The 22,697-nt window shown below is 61.8% G+C and carries 19 protein-coding genes; 6 read left to right on the forward strand and 13 right to left on the reverse strand.

Going from position 1 to position 22,697, the window contains the following annotated elements:
- Nucleotides 1–102 precede the first annotated feature (102 nt).
- Complete coding sequence (locus HX801_RS25900) at nt 103–741, reverse strand: TetR/AcrR family transcriptional regulator (RefSeq protein ID WP_087694933.1); 639 nt, start codon at nt 739–741, stop codon at nt 103–105.
- Nucleotides 742–833: 92 nt separating this feature from the next.
- Between HX801_RS25900 and HX801_RS25905 the strand changes: the two genes are divergently transcribed.
- From HX801_RS25905 to HX801_RS25915, 3 genes are all read left to right on the forward strand, one after another.
- Nucleotides 834–1,934 (forward strand): efflux RND transporter periplasmic adaptor subunit, encoded by a 1,101-nt coding sequence (locus HX801_RS25905; RefSeq protein ID WP_003219359.1) that lies wholly within the window; start codon nt 834–836, stop codon nt 1,932–1,934.
- Between the two features lie 6 nt (nt 1,935–1,940).
- Nucleotides 1,941–5,006, forward strand: a complete 3,066-nt coding sequence (locus tag HX801_RS25910; RefSeq protein ID WP_177022977.1) for an efflux RND transporter permease subunit — start codon at nt 1,941–1,943, stop codon at nt 5,004–5,006.
- 542 nt (nt 5,007–5,548) lie between these two features.
- Nucleotides 5,549–5,740, forward strand: a complete 192-nt coding sequence (locus HX801_RS25915; RefSeq protein WP_177022978.1) for a hypothetical protein — start codon at nt 5,549–5,551, stop codon at nt 5,738–5,740.
- A 48-nt stretch (nt 5,741–5,788) separates the two neighbouring features.
- On the opposite strand, the gene HX801_RS25920 is transcribed toward HX801_RS25915, so the two are convergent.
- The 3 genes from HX801_RS25920 to plsB are packed head-to-tail and all read right to left on the reverse strand — an operon-like array spanning nt 5,789 to nt 9,464.
- Nucleotides 5,789–6,478 carry a DUF4197 domain-containing protein gene (locus HX801_RS25920; protein ID WP_003219356.1) on the reverse strand — a complete coding sequence of 230 codons (690 nt, stop codon included), beginning with the start codon at nt 6,476–6,478 and terminating at the stop codon, nt 5,789–5,791.
- Between the two features lie 28 nt (nt 6,479–6,506).
- A complete protein-coding gene (locus HX801_RS25925; protein WP_177022979.1) occupies nt 6,507–6,908 on the reverse strand; it encodes a YbaY family lipoprotein in 402 nt (133 codons plus the stop codon).
- Nucleotides 6,909–6,959: 51 nt separating this feature from the next.
- The gene (gene plsB / locus HX801_RS25930; protein ID WP_102368222.1) at nt 6,960–9,464 is read right to left on the reverse strand and encodes a glycerol-3-phosphate 1-O-acyltransferase PlsB; all 2,505 of its coding nucleotides are present in this window, start codon (nt 9,462–9,464) and stop codon (nt 6,960–6,962) included.
- 196 nt (nt 9,465–9,660) lie between these two features.
- Between plsB and HX801_RS25935 the strand changes: the two genes are divergently transcribed.
- On the forward strand, nt 9,661–9,870 hold the full coding sequence (locus HX801_RS25935) for a cold-shock protein (RefSeq protein ID WP_003219353.1): 210 nt from the start codon (nt 9,661–9,663) through the stop codon (nt 9,868–9,870).
- 122 nt (nt 9,871–9,992) lie between these two features.
- Here the strand turns inward: HX801_RS25935 and HX801_RS25940 are convergent, their stop codons facing one another.
- The 4 genes from HX801_RS25940 to HX801_RS25955 all read right to left on the reverse strand — a co-directional run bounded on the left by HX801_RS25940 (nt 9,993) and on the right by HX801_RS25955 (nt 15,237).
- The gene (locus tag HX801_RS25940) at nt 9,993–10,370 is read right to left on the reverse strand and encodes a hypothetical protein (RefSeq protein WP_008430491.1); all 378 of its coding nucleotides are present in this window, start codon (nt 10,368–10,370) and stop codon (nt 9,993–9,995) included.
- Between the two features lie 77 nt (nt 10,371–10,447).
- Nucleotides 10,448–11,257, reverse strand: a complete 810-nt coding sequence (locus tag HX801_RS25945) for a putative RNA methyltransferase (protein WP_177022980.1) — start codon at nt 11,255–11,257, stop codon at nt 10,448–10,450.
- The gene (gene dapE, locus HX801_RS25950; RefSeq protein ID WP_008430488.1) at nt 11,257–12,408 is read right to left on the reverse strand and encodes a succinyl-diaminopimelate desuccinylase; all 1,152 of its coding nucleotides are present in this window, start codon (nt 12,406–12,408) and stop codon (nt 11,257–11,259) included. Before dapE ends, HX801_RS25945 begins: the two co-directional genes overlap by 1 nt.
- Before the next feature lie 237 nt (nt 12,409–12,645).
- Nucleotides 12,646–15,237 carry a glycosyltransferase gene (locus HX801_RS25955; protein WP_003219347.1) on the reverse strand — a complete coding sequence of 864 codons (2,592 nt, stop codon included), beginning with the start codon at nt 15,235–15,237 and terminating at the stop codon, nt 12,646–12,648.
- Nucleotides 15,238–15,456: 219 nt separating this feature from the next.
- On the opposite strand from HX801_RS25955, the gene tcdA reads away from it, so the two are divergent.
- Nucleotides 15,457–16,266 carry a tRNA cyclic N6-threonylcarbamoyladenosine(37) synthase TcdA gene (gene tcdA / locus HX801_RS25960; protein ID WP_003219345.1) on the forward strand — a complete coding sequence of 270 codons (810 nt, stop codon included), beginning with the start codon at nt 15,457–15,459 and terminating at the stop codon, nt 16,264–16,266.
- 117 nt (nt 16,267–16,383) lie between these two features.
- On the opposite strand, the gene HX801_RS25965 is transcribed toward tcdA, so the two are convergent.
- From HX801_RS25965 to HX801_RS25980, 4 genes are all read right to left on the reverse strand, one after another.
- Nucleotides 16,384–16,797: a SufE family protein gene (locus HX801_RS25965; RefSeq protein WP_177022981.1), complete on the reverse strand. Its 414-nt coding sequence runs from the start codon at nt 16,795–16,797 to the stop codon at nt 16,384–16,386.
- Nucleotides 16,794–17,999 carry an aminotransferase class V-fold PLP-dependent enzyme gene (locus HX801_RS25970; protein WP_008432246.1) on the reverse strand — a complete coding sequence of 402 codons (1,206 nt, stop codon included), beginning with the start codon at nt 17,997–17,999 and terminating at the stop codon, nt 16,794–16,796. Before HX801_RS25970 ends, HX801_RS25965 begins: the two co-directional genes overlap by 4 nt.
- 69 nt (nt 18,000–18,068) lie before the next feature.
- On the reverse strand, nt 18,069–19,103 hold the full coding sequence (dapD, locus tag HX801_RS25975) for a 2,3,4,5-tetrahydropyridine-2,6-dicarboxylate N-succinyltransferase (protein ID WP_003219342.1): 1,035 nt from the start codon (nt 19,101–19,103) through the stop codon (nt 18,069–18,071).
- Nucleotides 19,104–19,136: 33 nt separating this feature from the next.
- Entirely contained in the window at nt 19,137–19,499 is a 363-nt protein-coding gene (locus HX801_RS25980) for an ArsC family reductase (protein ID WP_003219341.1), read from the reverse strand.
- A 213-nt stretch (nt 19,500–19,712) separates the two neighbouring features.
- On the opposite strand from HX801_RS25980, the gene HX801_RS25985 reads away from it, so the two are divergent.
- Entirely contained in the window at nt 19,713–21,356 is a 1,644-nt protein-coding gene (locus HX801_RS25985) for a Na+/H+ antiporter (protein WP_177022982.1), read from the forward strand.
- Nucleotides 21,357–21,476: 120 nt separating this feature from the next.
- Here the strand turns inward: HX801_RS25985 and dapC are convergent, their stop codons facing one another.
- The gene (gene dapC / locus HX801_RS25990) at nt 21,477–22,676 is read right to left on the reverse strand and encodes a succinyldiaminopimelate transaminase (RefSeq protein ID WP_177022983.1); all 1,200 of its coding nucleotides are present in this window, start codon (nt 22,674–22,676) and stop codon (nt 21,477–21,479) included.
- Between the last annotated feature and the right edge of the window lie 21 nt (nt 22,677–22,697).

The following is a 22,697-nucleotide window of genomic DNA, read 5'->3' on the forward strand; positions in this document are numbered from 1 at the left end:
GGGGCAAGAGCGTTTTGCTTACTTTTGCGCTGTTCAAAAGTGAGCCGCTGTAAGAGCGGAACCATAAGCGGCCCTGACCCAAAAAACGGATATGTACCCAGTTCAAAAAGCCCGATAAGCCCGCATGAACAACCCAACCACTTCCTGCACATGCTCCTCGGCCGCCTCAGCGCTCAGTTGCCCCCCACACCCATACAACAAACAAAAATTCGCCGTCCCCTTGAGCAAGCAAAAAAAATGCTCCGCCGCGGTGAACGGCTTGGCAATACGCAATGCGCCACTCTGGTCGATCTTACAGAGCAGCCGCTCCATCCCCTGCAACATACGCATCGGCCCGGCCTCGAAAAAGATCTGCGACAACTTCGGATCCTGACTCCCGGAAGTCATCATCAACCGATGCAGGTTCACCGACTCCTCGCTATTGATCAGCACATGAAACCCGCGGGCGATATTGAGCAGCACCTTCTCCACCGGCACACCCTCGGGCAGCTCGAAATACATCACCGGTAACTGCTCTTCGCACTTGGCAACCACCGCCGCCGAGAACAGCGTCTCCTTGTCGGTGAAATGGCTGTACACCGTCAGCTTCGACACCCCGGCCTCCACTGCCACGGCATCCATGCTGGTACTGGCATATCCATTACTCAAAAACAGGATCTTCGCCGCATCAAGAATCGCCTGGCGTTTTGCCATGTCCTTGGGACGCCCGGGGCTATTGGTGTTCACAGGATTGTCGGACATTTTCACTTTATTACTGGACTGGTGAGTTTGGTATTAATAACATACTGGCCAGTATAATTATTCCTAGCACCATTAGCGAAAGGTCCTTCAGCATGCGCAGCTATTTCCTGCCACTCGCGTTGCCTGCCAGCTTGTTATTCCTGTTGGCTGCTTGTGGCCATGAAGAAGCGGCGCAAACCACCGTCCGCCCGGCCATGGTGGTTCAGCCAGAGCCTTCGGCGCAGGCTTCCGACAGCTACCCGGGCGAGGTGCGTGCCCGCTATGAACCCGACCTGGCCTTTCGCATTGGCGGCAAAGTCAGCCGACGACTGGTGGAGGAGGGCGAGCGCGTCAAGGCCAACCAGCCCCTGGCCGAACTCGACCCTCAGGACGTACGCCTGCAACTGGAAGCCACCCGCGCCCAGGTCGCCGCTGCCGACGCCAACCTGAGCCTGGTACGCGCCGAGCGTGACCGCTACAAGACCCTGATGGACCGTCAGATGGTCAGCCGCTCCCAGTACGACAACTCCGAAAACCTCTACCGCTCCGGTGAAGCACGCCTCAAGCAGATCAAGGCCGAATTCGACGTGGCCAATAACCAGGCCGGTTACGCCGTGTTGCGCGCACCCCAGGATGGCGTGGTCGCCAAGCGTGCAGTGGAAGTCGGCCAGGTGGTGTCGGCCGGCCAGACCGTATTCACCCTGGCCACCGATGGCGAGCGGGAGGTGTTGATCAGCCTGCCGGAGCAAAGCTTCGGGCGTTTCAAGATTGGCCAGCCGGTGTCCGTGGAACTGTGGAGCCAGCCCGACCAGCGCTTCAACGGCCGCATCCGCGAACTGTCGCCGGCTGCCGATCCAAAGTCGCGAACCTTCGCCGCCCGCGTCGCGTTTACCGGCGGCAAAGTGCCTGCGGAACTGGGGCAGAGCGCTCGCGTCTTCATCCAGGCTGACGGGGTGATTCCCCTGGCGGTGCCGCTGTCTGCCCTGAGCGCGGAGAACGGCGCGTCCTACGTCTGGGTGGTGCAGCCCGACAATACCCTCAAGCGCACACCGGTGCGGATCGGCGCCTTTGGCGAGAAAACCGTGCCGGTGCTGGAAGGCTTGAACCCCACTGATTGGGTGATCGCCGCCGGTGTGCATGTACTCCATGAGGGCCAGCAAGTGCGCCCGGTGGATCGCGCCAATCGAGTGGTAAGTCTGGCGGCCAAGGAGTAGTCCCCGATGGGTTTCAATCTTTCCGAATGGGCGTTGCGTAATCGCCAGATCGTACTGTTCCTGATGATCCTGCTGGCAGTGGTCGGCACCTTGTCCTACACCAAGCTGGGACAAAGCGAAGACCCGCCGTTTACCTTCAAGGCCATGGTGATCAAGACCAACTGGCCAGGCGCTACAGCCCAGGAAGTGTCGCGCCAGGTCACCGAGCGTATTGAAAAGAAATTGATGGAGACCGGCGACTACGAGCGCATCGTCTCCTTCTCGCGGCCCGGTGAATCCCAGGTCACCTTCATGGCCCGGGATTCGATGCACTCCGCAGAGATCCCGGACCTCTGGTACCAGGTGCGCAAGAAAATCAGCGATATTCGCCAGACCCTGCCACCGGATATCCAGGGCCCGTTTTTCAACGATGAATTCGGCACCACCTTCGGCAATATCTACGCCCTGACCGGCGATGGCTTTGACTACGCCGTGCTCAAGGACTACGCCGACCGCATCCAGATTCAGCTGCAACGGGTGCCGGATGTCGGCAAGGTCGAACTGCTGGGCTTGCAGGACGAGAAGATCTGGATCGAGCTGTCCAACCTCAAGCTCGCCACCCTCGGCCTGCCGCTGGCGGCCGTGCAGCAGGCGTTGCAGGAACAGAACGCGGTGTCCACCGCCGGCTTCTTTGAAACCCCGAGCGAGCGCGTGCAGTTAAGGGTGTCCGGCAACTTCAAGACCGTTAAGGAGATTCGCGACTTCCCGATCCGCGTCGGTGATCGTACGTTCCGTATCGGTGACGTGGCCGAGATTCATCGTGGCTTCAACGATCCACCGGCACCGCGCATGCGCTACATGGGCGCCGACGCCATCGGGCTGGCCGTGGCCATGCGTGATGGTGGCGACATCCTGGTGCTGGGCAAGGCCCTGGAAGGCGAATTCGCACGCCTGCAGAAGAACCTTCCTGCCGGTATGGAACTGCGCAAGGTGTCGGACCAGCCGGCAGCGGTAAAAACCAGTGTCGGCGAATTCGTCCAGGTGCTCGCCGAGGCCCTGGCGATTGTGTTGCTGGTGAGCTTTTTCTCTCTGGGCGTGCGCACCGGCATGGTGGTCGCCCTGGCGATTCCGCTGGTGTTGGCCATGACGTTTGCCACCATGTATTACCTCGGCATCGGCCTGCACAAAATCTCCCTCGGCGCGCTGGTGCTGGCGCTGGGCTTGCTGGTGGACGATGCGATCATCGCCGTTGAAATGATGGCGATCAAAATGGAGCAAGGGTACGACCGACTCAAGGCCGCCAGTTTCGCCTGGACCAGCACAGCCTTCCCGATGCTCACCGGCACCCTGATCACGGCCGCGGGTTTCCTGCCGATTGCCACGGCGCAATCGAGCACCGGTGAATACACCCGCTCGATCTTCCAGGTGGTGACCATTGCGCTGCTGGCCTCGTGGGTCGCCGCCGTGATGTTCGTGCCGTACCTGGGGGAAAAACTCCTGCCGGACCTGGCGAAGATTCATGCGGCCAAGCATGGCACCGACGGGCCGGATCCCTACGGCACACCCTTCTATCAGCGCGTAAGACGCCTGGTGGAATGGTGCGTGCGTCGGCGCAAGACGGTGATCGTCCTGACCTTGCTGCTGTTTATCGGCTCGGTGGCGCTGTTCCGCTTTGTGCCCCAGCAGTTCTTCCCGGCTTCCGGGCGACTGGAACTGATGGTCGACCTGAAACTGGCTGAAGGCGCGTCCCTGAGCAATACGGCCGACCAGGTCAAACGCCTTGAAGCCTTGCTCAAGGAACATGCAGGTATTGAAAATTATGTGGCCTATGTCGGTACCGGTTCGCCACGTTTCTACCTGCCGCTGGACCAGCAACTGCCGGCCGCCAGCTTTGCCCAGTTTGTGGTGTTGGCCAAGACCATCGAGGAGCGCGAAAGCTTGCGCACCTGGCTGATCGAAACCCTCAACGAACAATTCCCGGACCTGCGTTCGCGGGTTACGCGGCTTGAAAACGGCCCGCCGGTTGGCTACCCCGTGCAGTTCCGGGTAACGGGCGAGCACATCGAAGAAGTCCGGGCCCTGGCGCGGAAAGTGGCGGCCAAGGTTCGCGAAAATACCCACGTGGTCAACGTGCACCTGGACTGGGAAGAACCGAGCAAGATCGTCTACCTCAACGTTGACCAGGACCGCGCCCGTGCCCTCGGCGTGAGCACCGCCAACCTGTCGAAATTCCTCCAGAGTTCCCTTACGGGCTCCAGCGTCAGCCAGTATCGCGAAGACAACGAGTTGATCGAAATCCTGCTGCGCGGCACGGTGCATGAGCGCACCGAGCTGTCGCTGCTGCCAAGCCTGGCGGTGCCGACCGACAACGGCAAGAGCGTGGCGCTGTCGCAGATCGCGACCCTGGAATACGGCTTTGAGGAAGGCATCATCTGGCACCGTAATCGCCTGCCGACCGTGACCGTTCGCGCCGATATCTACGGCAAGGAACAACCGGCCACCCTGGTGCAGCAGATCCTGCCGACCCTCGAAGGCGTGCGCGCTGAACTGCCGGACGGCTACCTGCTGGAAGTTGGCGGCACGGTCGAGGATTCCGCCCGTGGGCAGAACTCGGTCAAGGCCGGTGTGCCGCTGTTTATCGTGGTGGTGCTGACCTTGCTGATGCTGCAATTGCGCAGCTTCTCCCGCACCGCGATGGTGTTTCTCACGGCGCCCTTGGGCCTGATCGGGGTGACAATGTTCCTGCTGGTGTTCCGCCAGCCCTTTGGGTTCGTGGCGATGCTGGGGACCATCGCGCTGTCGGGGATGATCATGCGTAACTCGGTGATCCTGGTGGACCAGATCGAGCAGGACATCAAGGCCGGCCTGGCTCCCTGGCAGGCGATTATCGAGGCGACCGTGCGGCGCTTCCGGCCGATTGTGCTGACGGCGCTGGCGGCCGTACTGGCGATGATCCCGCTGTCCCGCAGCGTGTTCTTCGGGCCGATGGCCGTGGCGATCATGGGCGGCTTGATTGTTGCGACGGCATTGACCCTGTTGTTCCTGCCCGCGCTGTATGCGGCGTGGTTTCGGGTCCGCAAGGAGGCGGTGTAAGGCTGCGAGTGGCAGGGGTGTCCTGTAAGGAAATGCCTCTGGTCATTCACACATAGACGCAAACTACGACCCTGGGCGACGGAACGTTTGCCCATGGTGCTCCACTCAGAATTGTCTGATTGACAGACGTCGTTGTCGGGGCCGCAAGCCTGCGGTCCCGATGAACAACAATGAGTTCATGGAGTGTCATATGTTTATTTTGTCTGCCCTGGCAGCTTTCAAAGGTGCTTTCCTGGGGTCACTGCTGGGCAATCTGTTGCCTGGTTCCAATAAAGAAGCTGATACGGCGCGACCGCACAAGCCCGGCCATGGACGGCCCGGTTTCAATCACGGCCATCACTCCCGACCAACGGGGCCTGTCCTGCCTGCGCGGCCCAAGCCGTATCACCAGGCGCCGGTGCATGAGGCCCACCAACCCTACCAGAGGTCGTCGGCACTCTTTCCGATCCATCGGTAGCCGCTGACTCGAGGCAGCCCGGGAACCACTCGGGCTGCCTTGCCACTCAGAGGGGGCTTTTGACCATAGATATCGAGGAGTGTGTATGATTTTTCCAGTACTGGTTTCACCACTGCACCTGTTGGGGGCTGTATTTGGAATAGGGCCGAATTCCGGTCGGTCCAATGGCAATGGCCAGCCCGAGATCAACATTAATATCAAAACCGAAAACAACACCACCAACAGCAGCAACAGCAATGCCGTGGGTAGTGATTTGCCTTGCAAGTGCCGCTATTAAAAAAAACGCCCTGAATAGTTCAGGGCGTTTTTAGTTGCCAGGTATGGTCTACAGCGCGCCGAACACCTTCTTGGCCAAGCTGGTGGCAGCCGCCGCCGGGTTCTTGCGAATGGTTTCTTCCTGCTGGGCGATCATCTTGAACAGCCCGTCCAGCGCCTGTTCGGTCACGTAGCTTTCGACATTGGCGCTCTTGGCATCAATGGCGCCAAAGGTGGCGGCCTTGCCGGCGAGCGCGTTGTACTGCTGGGCCACGCCGACCTTGTCGGTAGCGGCCTTGACGATCGGCAGGAACTTGGCCCGGATCTCGTCACGGCTGCTTTTGTTCAGGTACTGGGTGGCCGAGTCCTGGCCGCCGGTGAGGATGCCCTTGGCATCGGTCACGCTCATGTTTTTCACCGCGTTTACCAGGATCGGCTGGGCCTGGGTGACAGCAGACTCGGCCGCCTTGTTCATGCTGGTTTCAAGTTGCGTGACCTGGTCACCCATGCCGAACATTTTCAACTTGTCAGCGACTTTGCCCAACTTGCCCGGCAGGCCGATCTTCACTTCGGGGTTGTTGCTGAAACCACCGGGCACACCCAGTTGTTTCACGGCAATCTGTGCGCCTTGGGTCAGTGCATCCTTGAGGCCGCCGGTGGCGTCGCCCTGGGACAGGCTGCCGAGGGACAAGGCCATGGCGTTGGCACCGAGCAGCAAGCCGGCGCACAGGGCAGTGAGGCGAAGGGAGTTACGGAGCATGGGCGCTTCCTTATGTTCGATATTTTAATCAGTGTGCAACCGCATCCACGCGCAGGCGCAGCGGTTGTGGGGCCTGGCCGTTCAACTGCACGGAGTGCCGTTCGGTGGTGATAAACAGTAGCTTGCCCTCCAGTTCGATGCGAGCGCTCACCGAGTAACTGTGGCCAGGCTTGACCTGGGTCGGGTCGTAGCTCAGATGAAAGGGCAGCGGCACCTGGCCTTTCACCGGGCCTTTCTGCTCGGCCAGGGTCACGGCCGGGGCATCCATCAAGGACACATCCTGCAGGGTCACACTCAAGGTGGCGGCGGGCGGCAGGGCGATGCGTTGCAGGTAGAACACTTCGCCATCGAGGCTGGCTTTGGGCGCGGGGCTCATGGTCTGGCAGGCTCCCAGCAGGGCGGTCAGGCCCAGGAGGATGATTTTTTTCATGGTGCAGCTCCTTGTCAACGGCGCCAGAAACACCCTGGCGCCTCGGTCACTCTAGTGTGTTTCTTCGGGTACCACAGGCTGGTCTGGCGCCTCTTCGCTGCGATGCAGTGCGACCTGGCGAATCGACAGGCGAATCTCCGCGGGCAATACGCGTTTGGCTGCACCTTCGGCCAGCTCACCCAGCAGCGGGTGATAGCTCAGTTTGCCGGCCTCGTCGCGACGCAGCACATCTTGCTCCAGCAGGGTCTGGATAAAATGTCGGAAAAGGCTCTTGTCGAAGAACTCCGGGGCATTCAGGCCGTGCAGGATCGACAGGCGCTGGGCCATGACCGTGCACAGGTCTTCCAGCTCTTCGGCGCTGATGCTGTTCTGGCCGCTGTTGAGCAGCAGCGAGATCGCCATGTAGAAGCGTTGCAGGGTCTGGGCGATGCTCTTGGACAGCAGGGTCAACAGCACAAACTGCCGTGAGCTCGGCGCCGGGCGCAGGTACACGTCGTTTTCAAAACGCAGCAGGCCTTGTTCGACGAAGGCTTCGAGCCACTGGTCGACCACCGCGTCCAGCTCGTCCAGGGACCAGCGGATAAACAGCTCCGATTGCAGGTACGGGTAGAGCGCACGGGTATAGCGCAGGATCTGCTCGCGGCTCATCCGCGAGCTGCTCTGGAAGAAACTTGCCAGCAGCGCCGGCAGGGCGAAGATGTGTAGCACGTTGTTGCGGTAGTAGGTCATCAGGACGGCGTTCTGCTCGTCCAGGTAGAGGATCTTGCCCAGTGCATCGCTCTGTTCCGACAGCAGGTGCATGTCCTTGACGTGCTTGATCAGCGCCAGGCCGTCGCCTTCCGGCAGGGTGGTGTGGGGCGAGTAGGGCACCTTGCGCAGCAGTGCCAGGTACAGATCCAGCTGGCGCGCCATCGCCTGTTCGTCCAGGGCCAGACGGGTGGTGGACAGCAGCGCGAGGGCCACCAGGTTCACCGGATTGATCGCCGCCGCTTCGTTCAAGTGTTGCGCCACCCGTTCGCCGAGGCGGTTGGTGGTTTCGTTGAGCCACGCCGGCTTGTAGTTCGGGCCCAGCTCCTGGGAGCGCCAGTCGGGCTGCTCGCTGTCGAGGAATTCAGCCAGCTTGATCGGTTCGCCGAAGTTCACGGCGACCTGGCCAAAGCGCTGCTTGAGGGCGCCGACCACTTTGAAAATATCGAAAATCGACTCTTTCTTCTTGCTCGCACCGCGCAGTTCGCCCAGGTAAGTGCGGCCTTCCAGCACCCGCTCATAGCCGATGTACACCGGCACGAACACGATGGGCATGCGCGAGGAACGCAGGAAGCTGCGCAGGGTGATCGCCAGCATCCCGGTCTTCGGTTGCAGCATGCGCCCGGTGCGCGAGCGTCCGCCTTCGACGAAGTATTCCACCGGGAAACCCTTGGTGAACAAGGTGTGCAGGTATTCGTTGAACACCGAGGTGTACAGCGGGTTGCCCTTGAAGGTACGGCGCATGAAAAACGCCCCGCCACGGCGCAACAGGCTGCCGATCACCGGCATGTTCAGGTTGATCCCGGCGGCGATGTGCGGCGGGGTCAAGCCATTCTTGAACAGGAGGTAGGAGAGCAGCAGGTAGTCGATATGGCTGCGATGGCACGGTACATAGATCACCTCGTAGCCCTGGGCGACCTTTTGCACACCTTCGATGTTGTTGACCTTGATGCCGTCGTAGATCTTGTTCCAGAACCAGCTCAGCACCACTTCGAGGAAACGGATGGCGGTGTAGGTGTAGTCCGAGGCGATCTCGTTGCCATAGCGCAGGGCCTGGGCCTTGGCTTTCTCGGGGGTGATTTTCTCGCGTTCGGCCTCGTCGAGGATCGCCTGGCGTACCAGTGGCATGTTCACCAGGCCCTTCACCAGGTTGCGCCGGTGGGACAGGTCGGGGCCGATCACGGCGGTTTTCAGGTTGCGAAAGTGCACCCGCAGGATGCGCTGGGCCATGCGCACGGTGCGTTCGTGGCCTTTATTGTGCTCGATCAACTCACGCAGGTTGATGGGCGCGGAGAATTGCACCCGGGTCTTGCGGCCCAGGATCAGGATGCTCAGCAGCCGGCGCAGGCGGCCGGTGACGGCCCAGCTGTCGGCGAACAGCAGTTTCCAGGGGCTGGACTCGCTGTCGGGCGACTGGCCCCAGAACACGCTGACTGGAATGATCTGTGCATTCTCTTCGGCGTGTTCGGTGAGCACATCCACCAGGCGGGTCAGGGTGGGTGGGGCCCCACGCTTGTCCTGGCGCCCCAGCCAGTCGGGGTCGGGCGTCAGGTAGAAGAAGGCCGCCGGCTCCATCAGCGGGCCGACCGACACCGGCAGCACCGGGCGCGGCAGGCCGGCCTTGGTACATTCGGTATCAACCACCGCCAATTCGGTGAGGGATGGAGATTGCAGGACGTAAAACACCGGACGACTGCGGTCGAGGTTCAAGGTAAGGGACGACTGGTTGATCGTCTCTGAGCGAACCCAGAGGTACAACAGCCGGCGCAAGGTGCCAAATACCAGACGGCGAAAGGGAGAACGGGTCATACGGCTTCTGCTTTGAGTGGGGAAAAAAACCGGGCAGGTGCTCGGGGCGCTAGTGTGCAGTATTAGCCGAAAATCGGCAAAAAAGCGGCGAAGTAATCTTGAGTTGAAGCTTTTTGAGCCTGTCTTATACTCGGCAGTTCAACTGCGACGACTCAACAATAAACGTACTTATAAAAAGCATGTGGGAGCAAAACAGATGGCAACGCGCGAAACCGGCAATGTGAAGTGGTTCAACGACGCCAAGGGCTATGGCTTTATCCAGCGGGAAGATGGCAAGGATGTGTTTGTGCACTACCGCGCCATTCGCGGTGAAGGGCATCGTTCATTGGCCGAAGGCCAGCAGGTGGAATACGCCGTGGTGACGGGCGAGAAGGGCTTGCAGGCTGAGGATGTGGTGGGCCTGTAACCTTGGCGTGATCGTTCCCACGCTCTGCGTGGGAATGCTTCTTTGGACGCTCCGCGTCTGCTTTTAATCGTGACGCGGAGCGTCACAGGTTGCATTCCCACGCAGAGCGTGGGAACGATCCCTCAGGTTGTTTTCCAGGTGATCTGCTCTTCACCGTCGGCGCTGATACGAATCCAGGTATCCGCGCTTTCTTCACCTTCTTCTTCTACCCAGCTGCCCGGCGCGCAACGCACTTCGACGTTCAGCGCGGCAAAGGCTGCGCGGGCGCAGGCGATGTCGTCTTCCCACGGGGTCTGGTCGCTTTCCAGGTACAGGCTGTTCCATTTGCCTACGGCTTTCGGCAGCCAGGTGACCGGTACGCTGCCGGCTTTGCACTTGTAGGTCTGGCCGCGCTGGACCCAGTCGGTGCACGGGCCCAGGGCGGCGCCCAACCAGGCGGCGATGGCCTTGTGGTCGACGTCGGCGTCCTTGAGGTAAATCTCGATATCAGGTTGGCGCATGGATGTTCCTCGTTGCGGGATTTTGAAAATCCATTCGCGGATTCGGTGTGGGCCCCGAGGCCCACAAAAATAATGGGTTATTGAAGCACGAAATAGTCGTAGCGCATCGACACAGTGACCAGCAGCGGTTCGGCGGCTTCGATCACCCGGGCCCGGCGTTCGGCACTCGCGCGCCAGCCGTGGGGCGTCATCGCCAGCAGGTTGGCGCGATCCTTGGGGTCGGCCAGGCTGAGCTTGAACTCCAGGGTTTCGCTGTGTTGCAGGCTCATGCCCTGCGGCACCAGCGCCAGGTGCTTGTCGTCGGTGTACTCGCGCACTTCGTCGTACAAACGCTCACGCAGCTCCATCAGGTGGCCGCGGGTCGGGCCGACTTTCATCAAACCACCACCCGGGCTGAGCAGGCGCTTGGCCTCCAGCCAGTCCAGTGGGCTGAACACGCTGGCCAGGAACTGGCAACTGGCATCGGCCAACGGCACCCGGGCCATGCTGGCGATCAACCAGGTCACCGTGGGGTTGCGCTTGCAGGCGCGCTTGACCGCTTCCCTGGAAATATCCAGGGCATAACCATCGGCGCGCAGCAGGGCGTCGGCGATCTGTGCGGTGTAGTAACCCTCGCCACAGCCGATGTCGAGCCAGCGCTGGGGTTTGCGTTCAGCGGCCAGTTCGGCCAGGCGCCTGGCCACCGGGGCGTAATGCCCGGCGTTGAGAAAGTCGCGGCGCGCTTCCACCATCGCCAGGTTGTCGCCCGGGTCACGGCTGTTCTTGTGCTGCACCGGCAACAGGTTCAGGTAACCCTGGCGCGCCCGGTCGAAACGGTGCCCGGCCGGGCAGGCTACACCGTTGTTCACTTCCTGTAGCGGTGCGCTGCAAATGGGGCAAGCGAGCATCAGGCGAGCAACTTGATCAGGGTCTGGTAGTAGATTTCGGTCAGCACATCGAGGTCGCTGGCGAGGATGCGCTCGTTGACCTGATGGATCGTCGCGTTGACCGGGCCCAGCTCCACCACCTGAGTGCCGAGGGTCGCGATGAAGCGCCCATCGGAGGTGCCGCCGCTGGTGGACGCCTGGGTCTCGCGACCGGTGACGGCCTTGATGCTGGCGGAGACCGCATCGAGCAACGCGCCCGGTTCGGTGAGGAACGGCAGGCCCGACAGCGCCCACTCCACATGCCAGTCCAGGCCATGCTTGTCGAGAATCGCCGCGACCCGCTGCTGCAGGCCTTCGACGGTGGACTCGGTGGAGAAGCGGAAGTTGAACACCGCCGTCAGGTCGCCCGGGATCACGTTGGTGGCGCCGGTGCCGGAGTTGAGGTTGGAAATCTGGAAGCTGGTAGGCGGGAAGAAGGTGTTGCCATCGTCCCAGTGCTCGGCGGCCAGTTCGGCCAGGGCCGGAGCCGCCAGGTGGATCGGGTTCTTCGCCAGGTGCGGGTAGGCCACATGGCCTTGCACGCCGCGCACGGTCAGGGTGGCGCCGAGGGAGCCGCGACGGCCGTTCTTGACCACGTCGCCCACCAGGGTGGTGCTCGACGGTTCGCCGACGATGCACCAGTCCAGGCGCTCCTTGCGGGCTGCCAGGCGTTCGATCACGGCCTTGGTGCCGTGGTGCGCCGGGCCTTCTTCGTCACTGGTGATCAGGAAAGCCACCGAACCCTTGTGGTCCGGGTAGTCCGTCACGAAGCGCTCGGAAGCGACCAGCATCGCCGCCAGGCTGCCTTTCATGTCGGCTGCGCCACGGCCGCAGAGCATGCCGTTTTCATCGATCAGCGCGTCGAACGGGTCGTTCTGCCAGGCCTTGACCGGGCCGGTCGGCACCACGTCGGTGTGGCCGGCGAAGCACAATACCGGGCCTTCGTGTTTGCCGTGGGTGGCCCAGAAGTTATCCACATCCTCGATGCGCATCGGCTCAAGCGCAAAACCGGCGTCGCCCAGGCGCTGCATCATCAGCTTCTGGCAATCGGCGTCGACCGGCGTCACCGACGGGCGGCGGATCAGGTCGATAGCGAGTTGGAGGGTCGGCGAAAGGTCGGCGTGGGCCGTCATGTAAAAACTCCAGAAGCATGTCAGGGCGCAAGGCTTATGTGGGAGGGGGGCTTGTGTGGGAGCGGGCTTGCTCGCGAATACGGAGTGTCAGTCAACAATGTATGAACTGACCCGGCGCATTCGCGAGCAAGCCCGCTCCCACACAAAGCAATGGCCTGGGCCAAGTCTCACAAAATGGCCGTTATCTTATAGCAAAACGGCGGCCAGAGGCCGCCGTTTAGTGCATTGCGCAGGATTTTAAGCAGCGGCCACGGGCTCTTGCTTCGGTGCCGGTTTCGGCAGCGACGACAGGAACGCCATGATCAGCGCCGCCACATACGGCAGCGACTGCACCAGCAACATCACCACCCAGAAGCGCATGTCATTGCTCGGCAGGCCCTGCACCAGGTAAATCCCCAGTGCCGCACCCCACAACAGCAGCATGATGAACATCTCTTCCCGGGCTTCGGAGATCGCCACCCAGAAACCGTGGTTATCGGCGTTCTTCGGTGTACGGAAGAACGGAATGCTGGTGGTGAAGAACCCGTACAGCACCGCCTTGGCGATGGTGTGCGACAACGCCAGCCCGGCCAGTGCCGCGCAGAACGCATCTTTCAGGTTCACACCCACCGCACGACGGTAGAGGAAGATGATCTTGCCGACCTTGAACACGAACAACGCCAGTGGCGGGATCGCGAAAATCAGCAGCGGCGGGTCAACCCGCGTCGGCACGATAATCATCGCCGCCGACCACAACAAGGCGCCCACGGTGAAGAAGATGTTCATGCCGTCGGCCACCCACGGCAACCACCCCGCGAGGAAGTGGTAGCGCTGGCCACGGGTCAGCTCGGTGTCCTTGCCGCGCAAGAGGCTCGCAGTGTGACGCTTGATGATCTGGATCGCACCGTAGGCCCAGCGGAAACGCTGTTTCTTGAAGTCGATAAAGGTATCGGGCATCAGGCCCTTGCCGTAGCTGTCGTGGTAGTACGCCGCCGACAGGCCCTTCTCGAAGACCCGCAGGCCCAGCTCGGCATCCTCACAGATGCACCAGTCGGCCCAGCCCAGCTCTTCCAGCACCGAGCGACGGGTCATGGTCATGGTGCCGTGCTGGATGATCGCGTCACGGTCGTTGCGGGTGACCATGCCGATATGGAAGAAGCCTTTGTATTCCGCGTAGCAGAGCTTCTTGAAGGTGCTTTCGTTCTGGTCGCGATAATCCTGTGGCGACTGCACCACGGCGATTTTCGGGTCGGCGAAGTGCGGCACCATGTGCTTGAGCCAGTTTGGCGACACGCAGTAATCGGAGTCGATCACCGCGATCACTTCGGCATCCTTGGCGGTGTGCGGGATCAGGTAGTTCAGTGCGCCGCCCTTGAAACCGGCCAGGGGCGAGACGTGGAAGAACTTGAAGCGCGGGCCGAGGGTTTCGCAGTAGTCGCGCACCGGCTCCCACACGGCCGGGTCCTTGGTGTTGTTGTCGATGATCAGGACTTCGTAGTCCGGATAATCGAGGGCGGCCAGGGCGTCGAGGGTCTGTTTGACCATCTCCGGCGGCTCGTTGTAGCACGGCACGTGGATCGAGACTTTCGGGCGGTAGTCCGAATCCCCTTCAACCGGCAGGAATTCACGCCGGCGTTTGTGGGTCCAGACTGCTTCGGCCAGCTCATGGGCTTCGGTCAGCAACACGATAAATACGCCCAGGGCGCCGAGTGCCAGCAGGAAGCCCACCGTCAAGCTGAACCAGGTGCTGTATTGCTGGCTGTAGTCATAACCGATCCACACCAATACCGACCCGCACAGGAACGCGATAAAGGTCAGGAACGTACGGCCGCGCTGGCGCAGGGCCGAGCCGTCGATCATCAGCAGGGTCAGGGACAGCAGTGCAAGCACCACCGAGCCGATCGCCAGCACTCGCCATTGCGGAATCGCGACCACCGGGCCATCAAAGTTAAATTTCTGCTGGCGTGCGGCGTTGAACACGCCCCAATAGGCGCCTACAGAGCCTTCGTCGCTGGCTTTCCATGGCTGGTCAAACGCTTCGATCACGAAGTAGTTGTAGCCCTGGCGGTTCAGCGTGTTAACCAGCGTGCGCAGGTAAATCGCCTGGTCGGCGGGGGAGGCGTCAGCACCGCCACGCATCCGGCCGTTGCTCGGCCAGCCAACCTCCGACAGCAACAGCGGCTTTTTCGGGAAGGTCTTCTTCAGGTCCCGTGCGCGATCGAGGACGAACTGGCCGGCCTTGTCCACCGGGATATGTTCCCAGTACGGCAGGATGTGCGCGGCGATCAGGTCGACGTGCTTGGCCAGTTGCGGGTTGTGTTCCCAGATGTGCCATTGCTCGGAGGTGGTCACGGGCACCTTGACGGCGGCCCGTACCCGATCCAGCAGCACGATCAGCGCTTCCGGAGTGATTTCCTCGCGGAACAGCGCCTCGTTGCCCACCACTACCCGCACTACGCTGCGGGAGCTGTTGGCGATTTCGATGGCGCGCTGGATCTCGCGCTCGTTGCGCTCAAGGTCCGGACTGATCCAGATCCCCAGGGTCACCCGCAGGCCGAATTCTTCCGCCAGCTTGGGGATATCCCCCAGGGTGCCGTCGACCGAGTAGGTACGGATGTTGTCCGTCAGCTTGCTCATGATCGCAAGGTCCTGACGCATTTGATCGTCGGTCGGATACTGGTCTTTCTGTGGGTACTGGCCTTGCTGGAACGGCGAGTACGAAAAACCGGAGATCTGCTCGGGCCAGTTAGGGGCATTGACCGGGCGGTTGATCAGCGCCCAGAAGCCGGTGAACAGCGCGGCAATTGCCAGCACCACCACCAGGTTGAGTCCAAATTTACGCGATGACATGGCTATTTCGGGTTCCAAAGGGTGTGGAACGAAAAGAGGTGTCGGCCTGCGCCGAACGGCGCGCATCCTACACTGGCCTTTCACCGACCGTACAGCAAGCCGGGAAAAACCGGACATTGGGCAGTGCAACTCGTCGTAAGTTCTCTTACTTGTAGCTTGTAGTTTAAAACTTGTCGCTGTGTAGCCCTATAATGCGCGCCGGTTTTTGGGGTAATGGTCATGAGTACAGAAGATCCACGGTTTGCCGGCGTCGCCCGCTTGTATGGCATTGAAGGCCTGGAGCGCCTGAAGGCGGCCCATGTGGCCATCGTCGGCGTGGGCGGGGTGGGTTCGTGGGCGGCGGAAGCCATCGCTCGCTGCGGCGTGGGCGAGATTTCGCTGTTTGACCTCGATGATGTGTGCGTCAGCAACAGCAACCGTCAGCTGCATGCGCTGGACAGCACGGTGGGCAAGGCCAAGGTCGAGGTCATGGCCGAGCGCCTGAAAGGCATCAACCCGGATTGCACCGTGCACGCGGTGGCGGATTTCGTGACCCGCGAGACGATGGCCGAGTACATCACGCCGAACATCGACTGTGTGATCGACTGCATCGACAGTGTGAACGCCAAGGCCGCACTGATTGCCTGGTGCAAGCGGCGCAAGATCCAGATCATCACCACCGGCGGCGCGGGCGGACAGATTGATCCGACGTTGATTCAGGTATGTGACTTGAACCGTACGTTCAATGACCCGCTGGCGTCGAAGGTGCGCTCCACGTTGCGTCGCGATTATGGCTTCTCCCGCACTGTGACCCGCCATTACAGCGTGCCCTGCGTGTTCTCCACCGAACAGCTGCGTTACCCGAAGCCGGACGGCAGCATCTGTTTGCAGAAGAGTTTTGTCGGGGATGGCGTGAAGCTGGACTGTGCCGGCGGGTTTGGCGCGGTGATGATGGTGACTGCGACCTTCGGCATGGTGGCCGCGACCAAGGCGGTGGACAAGATAGTGGCCGGGGTGCGCCGGCCTGCTGACAGGGTCAAGGCTCCTTAGATCTCAGTCTGGAATGAGGATCAAAATGTGGGAGCGGGCTTGCTCGCGAAAGCGGTGTATCAGTCGACATCTCCGGTGACTGACACGCCGCCTTCGCGAGCAAGCCCGCTCCCACATTTAGTTTTGTGTGAGGCTCAGATGCCGCATGCGCTGCAGCACCGCATTCAACCCATTGCTGCGCGACGGCGATAACTGCCGCGACAGGCCCAGTTGTTCAAACCAGCCGGGCAAGTCGACGGCTTGCAGTTCGGCGGCAGACACACCGTTGACCCGCGCCAGCAACAACGCCACCAGCCCGCGTATCAGCCGTGCATCGCTGCTGGCGGCAAACTGCCAATGCCCATCCTGCAAGCGCCCCACCAGCCACACCAGGCTTTCACAGCCCTGCACCAGGTTGGCGTCGACCTTGTCTTCATCCGGCAAGGCGGGCAGCCGCTCGCCCCATTGCATCAGCAGGCGGGCCCGTTGCTCCCAACTGCCGACTGCCTGGAACGCTTCCAGCGCGACAACGGCCTCCGGCGGCAAGCTCATCGCAACATATCCAGGGCTTGATCCAGCGCTTCAAAAAAGCGCTCCAGGTCATCGGAGTCGTTGTACAGCGCCAACGACACCCGAATCGCCCCCGACAATCCCATCTGCTTGAGCAGCGGCATCGCACAATGATGGCCGGCGCGCACCGCAATCCCTTGTTCGGTCAGCAAGTGGGCGAGGTCGGCGTTGTGCACGCCTTCCACCACGAAGCTGGCCAGGGCGACGTGCGGCGACCCCAGCAAGCGCACGCCATTGCGCGCTTGCAAGCCACGCAACAGGTAGTCGTGCAGGGCGGCTTCGTGAGCCGTCACCGCCTGCTGGTCCAGGGAACTCAGGTAATCCAGGGTTGCCCCCAGGCCGATCACGCTGGCGATCGGCGGAGTCCCGGCTTCGAAGCCGAGGGGCGCCGGGCGGAAACTGGCGCTTTGATAATCAGCCTGCTGCACCATCTCGCCCCCAAACTGCCAGTGGCGCAGGTGATGCAGGGCTTCGGTGCGGCCATACAGCACGCCGACGCCATCCGGCCCGTAGAGTTTATGGCTGGAAAACACGTAGAAGTCGCAGCCCAGGGCCTGCATATCATGGCGACCATGCACGATGCCCTGGGCGCCATCGACCACCGTCAGGGCGTCGTGGGCCTTGGCCAGCGCCAGCAGTTGCGGCAACGGCTGCCAGGCGCCTAGTACGTTGGACAGTTGGCTCACCGCCAGCAGGCGGGTGCGCGGGCCGATCAGTTGGGCGGCGGCTTGCAGGTCGATCAAACCGCCAGCGTCAAGCGGCAGTACCACCAGCGCCAGCTCGCGACGCTTGGCCAGTTGCTGCCACGGCAGCAGGTTGGCGTGGTGCTCCAGGGCGCTGATGACAATCTCGTCGCCCGGGTTGAATAGGTGCTCAAGGCCATAAGCCAGGAGGTTCAGCGCCGATGTCGCGCCGTGTGTGAAGATGATTTGCCCCTCGTCACCGACGTTCAGCCACTGTGCCACCTTGCTGCGACTGTCCTCGAAAGCCTGGGTCGCATGGGCGCCCGGCAAGTGCTGTGCACGGTGCACATTGGCTGCGCCATTGGCGTAGTAATGGCTGATGGCGTCCAGCAGGGCTTGAGGTTTTTGCGTGGTGGCGGCGTTGTCCAGATAGGTCTGGTCTTGCCGTTGCAGGGTGGCGATGGCCGGAAAATCGGCGCGCCAGGGAGAGGGCACAAGCATGGTGATCAAGACTCGTATAAACGGCCCGCACCGGTCAGGCGCGGGCCGTTAGTGGCATCGAGTCGCTGCTTAGTTGTGAGCGTGCAGCGCTGCGTTCAGTTCGATGGCCGATTTGTGGGTTTTGCACTCCACGGCACCGGTCTCGGAGTTGCGGCGGAACAGCAGGTCCGGTTGGCCGGCCAGCTCGCGGGCCTTGACCACCTTGACCAGCTGGTTCTGCTCGTCCAGCAGCGCAACCTTGGTGCCGGCGGTCACGTACAGGCCCGACTCCACGGTGTTGCGGTCGCCCAACGGGATACCGATACCGGCGTTGGCGCCGATCAGGCAGCCTTCGCCGACCTTGATCACGATGTTGCCGCCACCCGACAGGGTGCCCATGGTGGAGCAACCGCCGCCCAAGTCCGAACCCTTGCCGACGAACACGCCAGCCGACACGCGGCCTTCGATCATGCCCGGGCCTTCGGTACCGGCGTTGAAGTTGACGAAACCTTCGTGCATCACGGTGGTGCCTTCGCCTACGTAGGCGCCCAGGCGGATGCGCGCGGCATCAGCGATACGCACGCCGCTCGGCACCACGTAGTCGGTCATTTTCGGGAACTTGTCCACCGAGAACACTTCCAGCAGGTCGCCACGCAGGCGCGCTTCCAGTTGACGCTCGGCCAGCTCATTGATGTCGATTGCGCCCTGGCTGGTCCAGGCCACGTTCGGCAACTGCGGGAACACACCGGCCAGGCTCAGGCCGTGAGGCTTGACCAGGCGATGGGACAGCAGGTGCAGCTTGAGGTAGGCCTCAGGCGTGGAGGTCAGTGCGGCGTCTTCGGCCAGCAGGGTGGCGACCAGCGGCGTGTGGCTTTCAGCCAGGCGGCTCAACAGGGCGGCTTGGGCAGCGTCGACGCCCTTGAGCGCGTCAGCCAGTTGCAGGGCCTGGGTGACGGTGAAAGTGATCGCCTGGTTGCCTTCGGTGTAACCGAGGATCGGCGCGATGGCCGCGATGATTTCAGCCGATGGATTGAGCAGCGGTTGTGCGTAAAACACTTCCAGCCAAGCACCTTGGCGGTTCTGAGTGCCGACGCCGAAGCCCAGGCTGAACAGGGAATTGGACATGCTGTTACCTCTACAAAAATGGAGTGGGCTGGCCTACTTGAGGGCCGCCGAATAGCTATCTGGCTTGAAGCCAATCAGGGTTTTGTCACCGAGATCAAGCACCGGGCGCTTGATCATCGAGGGTTGCGCGAGCATCAATTCAATGGCTTTCGCTTGGTCGAGATCGGCTTTGCGTTCGTCTTCGAGTTTGCGAAAGGTGGTGCCCGCACGGTTCAAAACCACCTGCCAACCGTGCTCATTGCACCATTGGGTCAAGTGTTCGCGGTCGATACCGGCCGTCTTGTAGTCATGAAACTCATACTGGATAGCGTGCTCATCGAGCCAGGTGCGCGCCTTTTTCATGGTGTCGCAGGCTTTGATGCCGAAAAGGTGCAACGTTTTGCTTGAAGCGGTCAAGGAATTGCCCCCCTTTGGGCTCACGCAGATTAAAGGTCACGGATTATGCCATGGCCAGCGGCTTTCGGCGCCGCTCGTCACACTTACGTTTTGCTCGTGTGCGACTTTTGTGCAAAGGCCATCGCGCAGCATAGGCGGCTAATATGGCACTTCAACGGCGAGTTGTTGCCTGATGTGTGTTGTTGCAAGTTGATTGTCTGGGAATCCCGCGTTATGCAAACCGCCTACACCGTACTTATCCTGCTGATGCTGGTCAGCGTTTCGCGCCTTGTCGGGCGTATCATCCCACTGCCGTTGCCACTGGTGCAGATCGCCGCCGGTGCGTTGCTGGCCTGGCCGACCCTGGGGCTGCATGTCGCCCTGGACCCTGAGTTGTTTCTTTTCCTGTTTCTGCCGCCGCTGCTGTTCTCTGATGGCTGGCGCATGCCCAAGCGTGAATTGTGGCGCCTGCGCGGGCCGATCCTGACGCTGGCGGTGGGGTTGGTGCTGTTTACGGTGGTGGGTGCCGGTTACTTCATTCACTGGTTGTTGCCGAGTATTCCCCTGCCGGTGGCCTTCGCCCTCGCGGCCGTGTTATCGCCGACGGATGCCGTGGCGGTGTCAGCCATTTCCCAGAATCGGTTGCCGACGCCACTGATGCACATGCTCCAGGGCGAGGCGTTGATGAATGATGCCTCGGGCCTGGTGACCTTCAAGTTCGCCCTGGCGGCGGCGCTGACCGGCGTGTTCTCGCTGGCGGATGCGAGCCTCACCTTTGTGCTGGTGGCCGTGGGTGGCCTGGCGGTCGGTGTGGCGTTGAGCTGGCTGGTGGGCCGCCTGCGTGCCTGGATGATCGCCCGGGGCTGGGACGACCCGGCGACGCACGTGGTGTTCATGTTGTTGCTGCCATTCGCCGCCTACGTGCTGGCGGAACGCCTTGGCGCCTCGGGCATCCTGTCGGCGGTGGCTGCGGGCATGATGCAAAGCTGGCTCGACCTGCTGCCGCGCCAGACCAGCACCCGGTTGCTCAACCGCAGCGTCTGGTCGCTGCTGGAGTTTGCGTTCAACGGCTTGATCTTCCTGCTGCTGGGCCTGCAACTGCCGGACATCATCAAGGCGGTGGTCAGTCACGAGCCGACGCTGTGGCCGACCTTGTTGTATCGCTGCCTGGACGTGATCGCGATTTTCCTGGTGCTGGTGGTGTTGCGGTTTATCTGGGTGCAAAGCATCTGGCGACTGTCGGGTTTATTGCGCCGGATTCGTGGGAAAAGTGAGCTGACGCTGGTGCCCACCGCGCGGTCCTGCTGGTTGCTGACCGTCGGTGGCGTACGCGGTGCCGTGACCCTGGCGGGTGTGATGTCGGTACCGTTACTGCTTGCGCCGGGGCAGGATTTTCCCGAGCGCGACCTGCTGATCTTCATCGCCGCCGGTGTGATCCTGCTTTCGCTCGTCGCGGCCTGCATCGCTTTGCCGCTGCTGTTGCGCGGCATCGAGAAGAGCCCGGATGAGAAACGCCACAATGAAGTGCGCGAGGCCTGGAAGAAGACCGCCGTGGCTGCTATCCATGCCCTGGAAGCCGAAGAACCCGCTGAAGCTGCACCCCAGGATGCCGCCCAGGCAGCCTTGGCCACCGAGCTCAAGGCGCGGTTGATGTCGGAGTATCGTCATCAACTGGAAGTGTTCAACGATTCGGCCGAAGCCCAGGCGCTGGCGTTGCAGATGGATCAACTGGAGCGCAAGTTGCGGCTCAAGGCCCTGCGGGCGCAGCGTCTGGAACTGTATAGCCTGAGCCGTCACCATCAGATTGGTGATGATGTGCTACGGGAGGTGTTGGCGGATCTGGATATGAGCGAGGCGAATCTGGGTCATATCAAATAACACTGCGGTGCTTGCTTGTGGCGAGGGAGCTTGCTCCCGCTGGGCTGCGTAGCGGCCCCAAAAAAGCGGGAGCGCTGCGCACTCCAGCGGGAGCAAGCTCCCTCGCCACATTCAGCGCAGTTATTTATTGCGGGTAATAAAGTCGCGAATCCGCGTCGCCGCTTCCACGCACTCCGCCAGCGGCGCGACCAGCGCCAGGCGTACACGCCCGGCGCCCGGGTTGACCCCGTCCACTTCCCGCGACAGATACGAGCCCGGTACCACGGTCACGTGTTCTTCCACGAACAAGTCCCGGCAGAACGCCGCATCGTCGCCCTTCACATTCGGCCACAGGTAGAAGCCGCCGTCCGGGTTTTGCACGTCCAGCACCGGCTTCAGGATCGCCAGCACCGCATCGAACTTCTCCCGGTACAGGTCACGGTTGGCCTGCACGTGGGCTTCGTCCTGCCAGGCAGCAATGCTCGCCAGTTGGGTTTGCACCGGCATCGCGCAACCGTGGTAGGTGCGGTACAGCAGGAAGCCCTTGAGGATTTCGGCATCGCCGGCCACAAAGCCCGAGCGCAGGCCCGGCAGGTTGGAGCGCTTGGACAGGCTGTGGAACACCACGCAACGCTTGAAGTCATGGCGGCCCAGTTCCACGCAAGCGCTGAGCAGGCCTGGCGGCGGGGTTTGTTCGTCGAAGTATAGCTCGCTGTAGCACTCGTCGGCGGCGATCACGAAGTCGTATTCGTCAGCCAGGGCGATCAGCTTTTTCAGGGTGTCGACGGGAATCAGTGCACCGGTGGGGTTGCCTGGCGAGCACAGGAACAGGATCTGGCAGCGTTTCCAGATGTCCGGCGATACCGCGTCGAAATCCGGGTTGAAGCCGTTTTCATCCAGGCACGGCAGGTAATGCGGCTTGGCCCCGGCGAGGAACGCAGCCCCTTCGTAGATCTGGTAGAACGGGTTCGGGCTGACCACCAGCGCGTCGTCGCCGCGGTTGACCACGGTCTGGGTGAAGGCGAACAGCGCTTCACGGGTGCCGTTCACCGGCAGGATGTTGCGCGCCGGGTCAAGCCAGCCCTTGGGCACGCTGAAACGGCGTTCACACCAGGCGCCAATGGCTTCGCGCAGGGCGGGAATGCCCAGGGTGGTGGGGTACACCGCCATCTGGTCCAGGTTGTTGGCCAGCGCCTCGGCGACAAACTGCGGGGATTTGTGCTTCGGCTCACCGATGGACAGGGCGATGGGGCGTTTGTCCGGGTTCGGCGTGACGCTGCCCAGCAGGACGCGCAATTTCTCGAACGGGTAGGGCTGCAGCTGGTTCAGGGCGTTGTTCATCGATAAATCTCGTTCAATTCA

This window comes from Pseudomonas sp. G1002, assembly GCF_013385455.1.
Lineage (GTDB): Bacteria > Pseudomonadota > Gammaproteobacteria > Pseudomonadales > Pseudomonadaceae > Aquipseudomonas.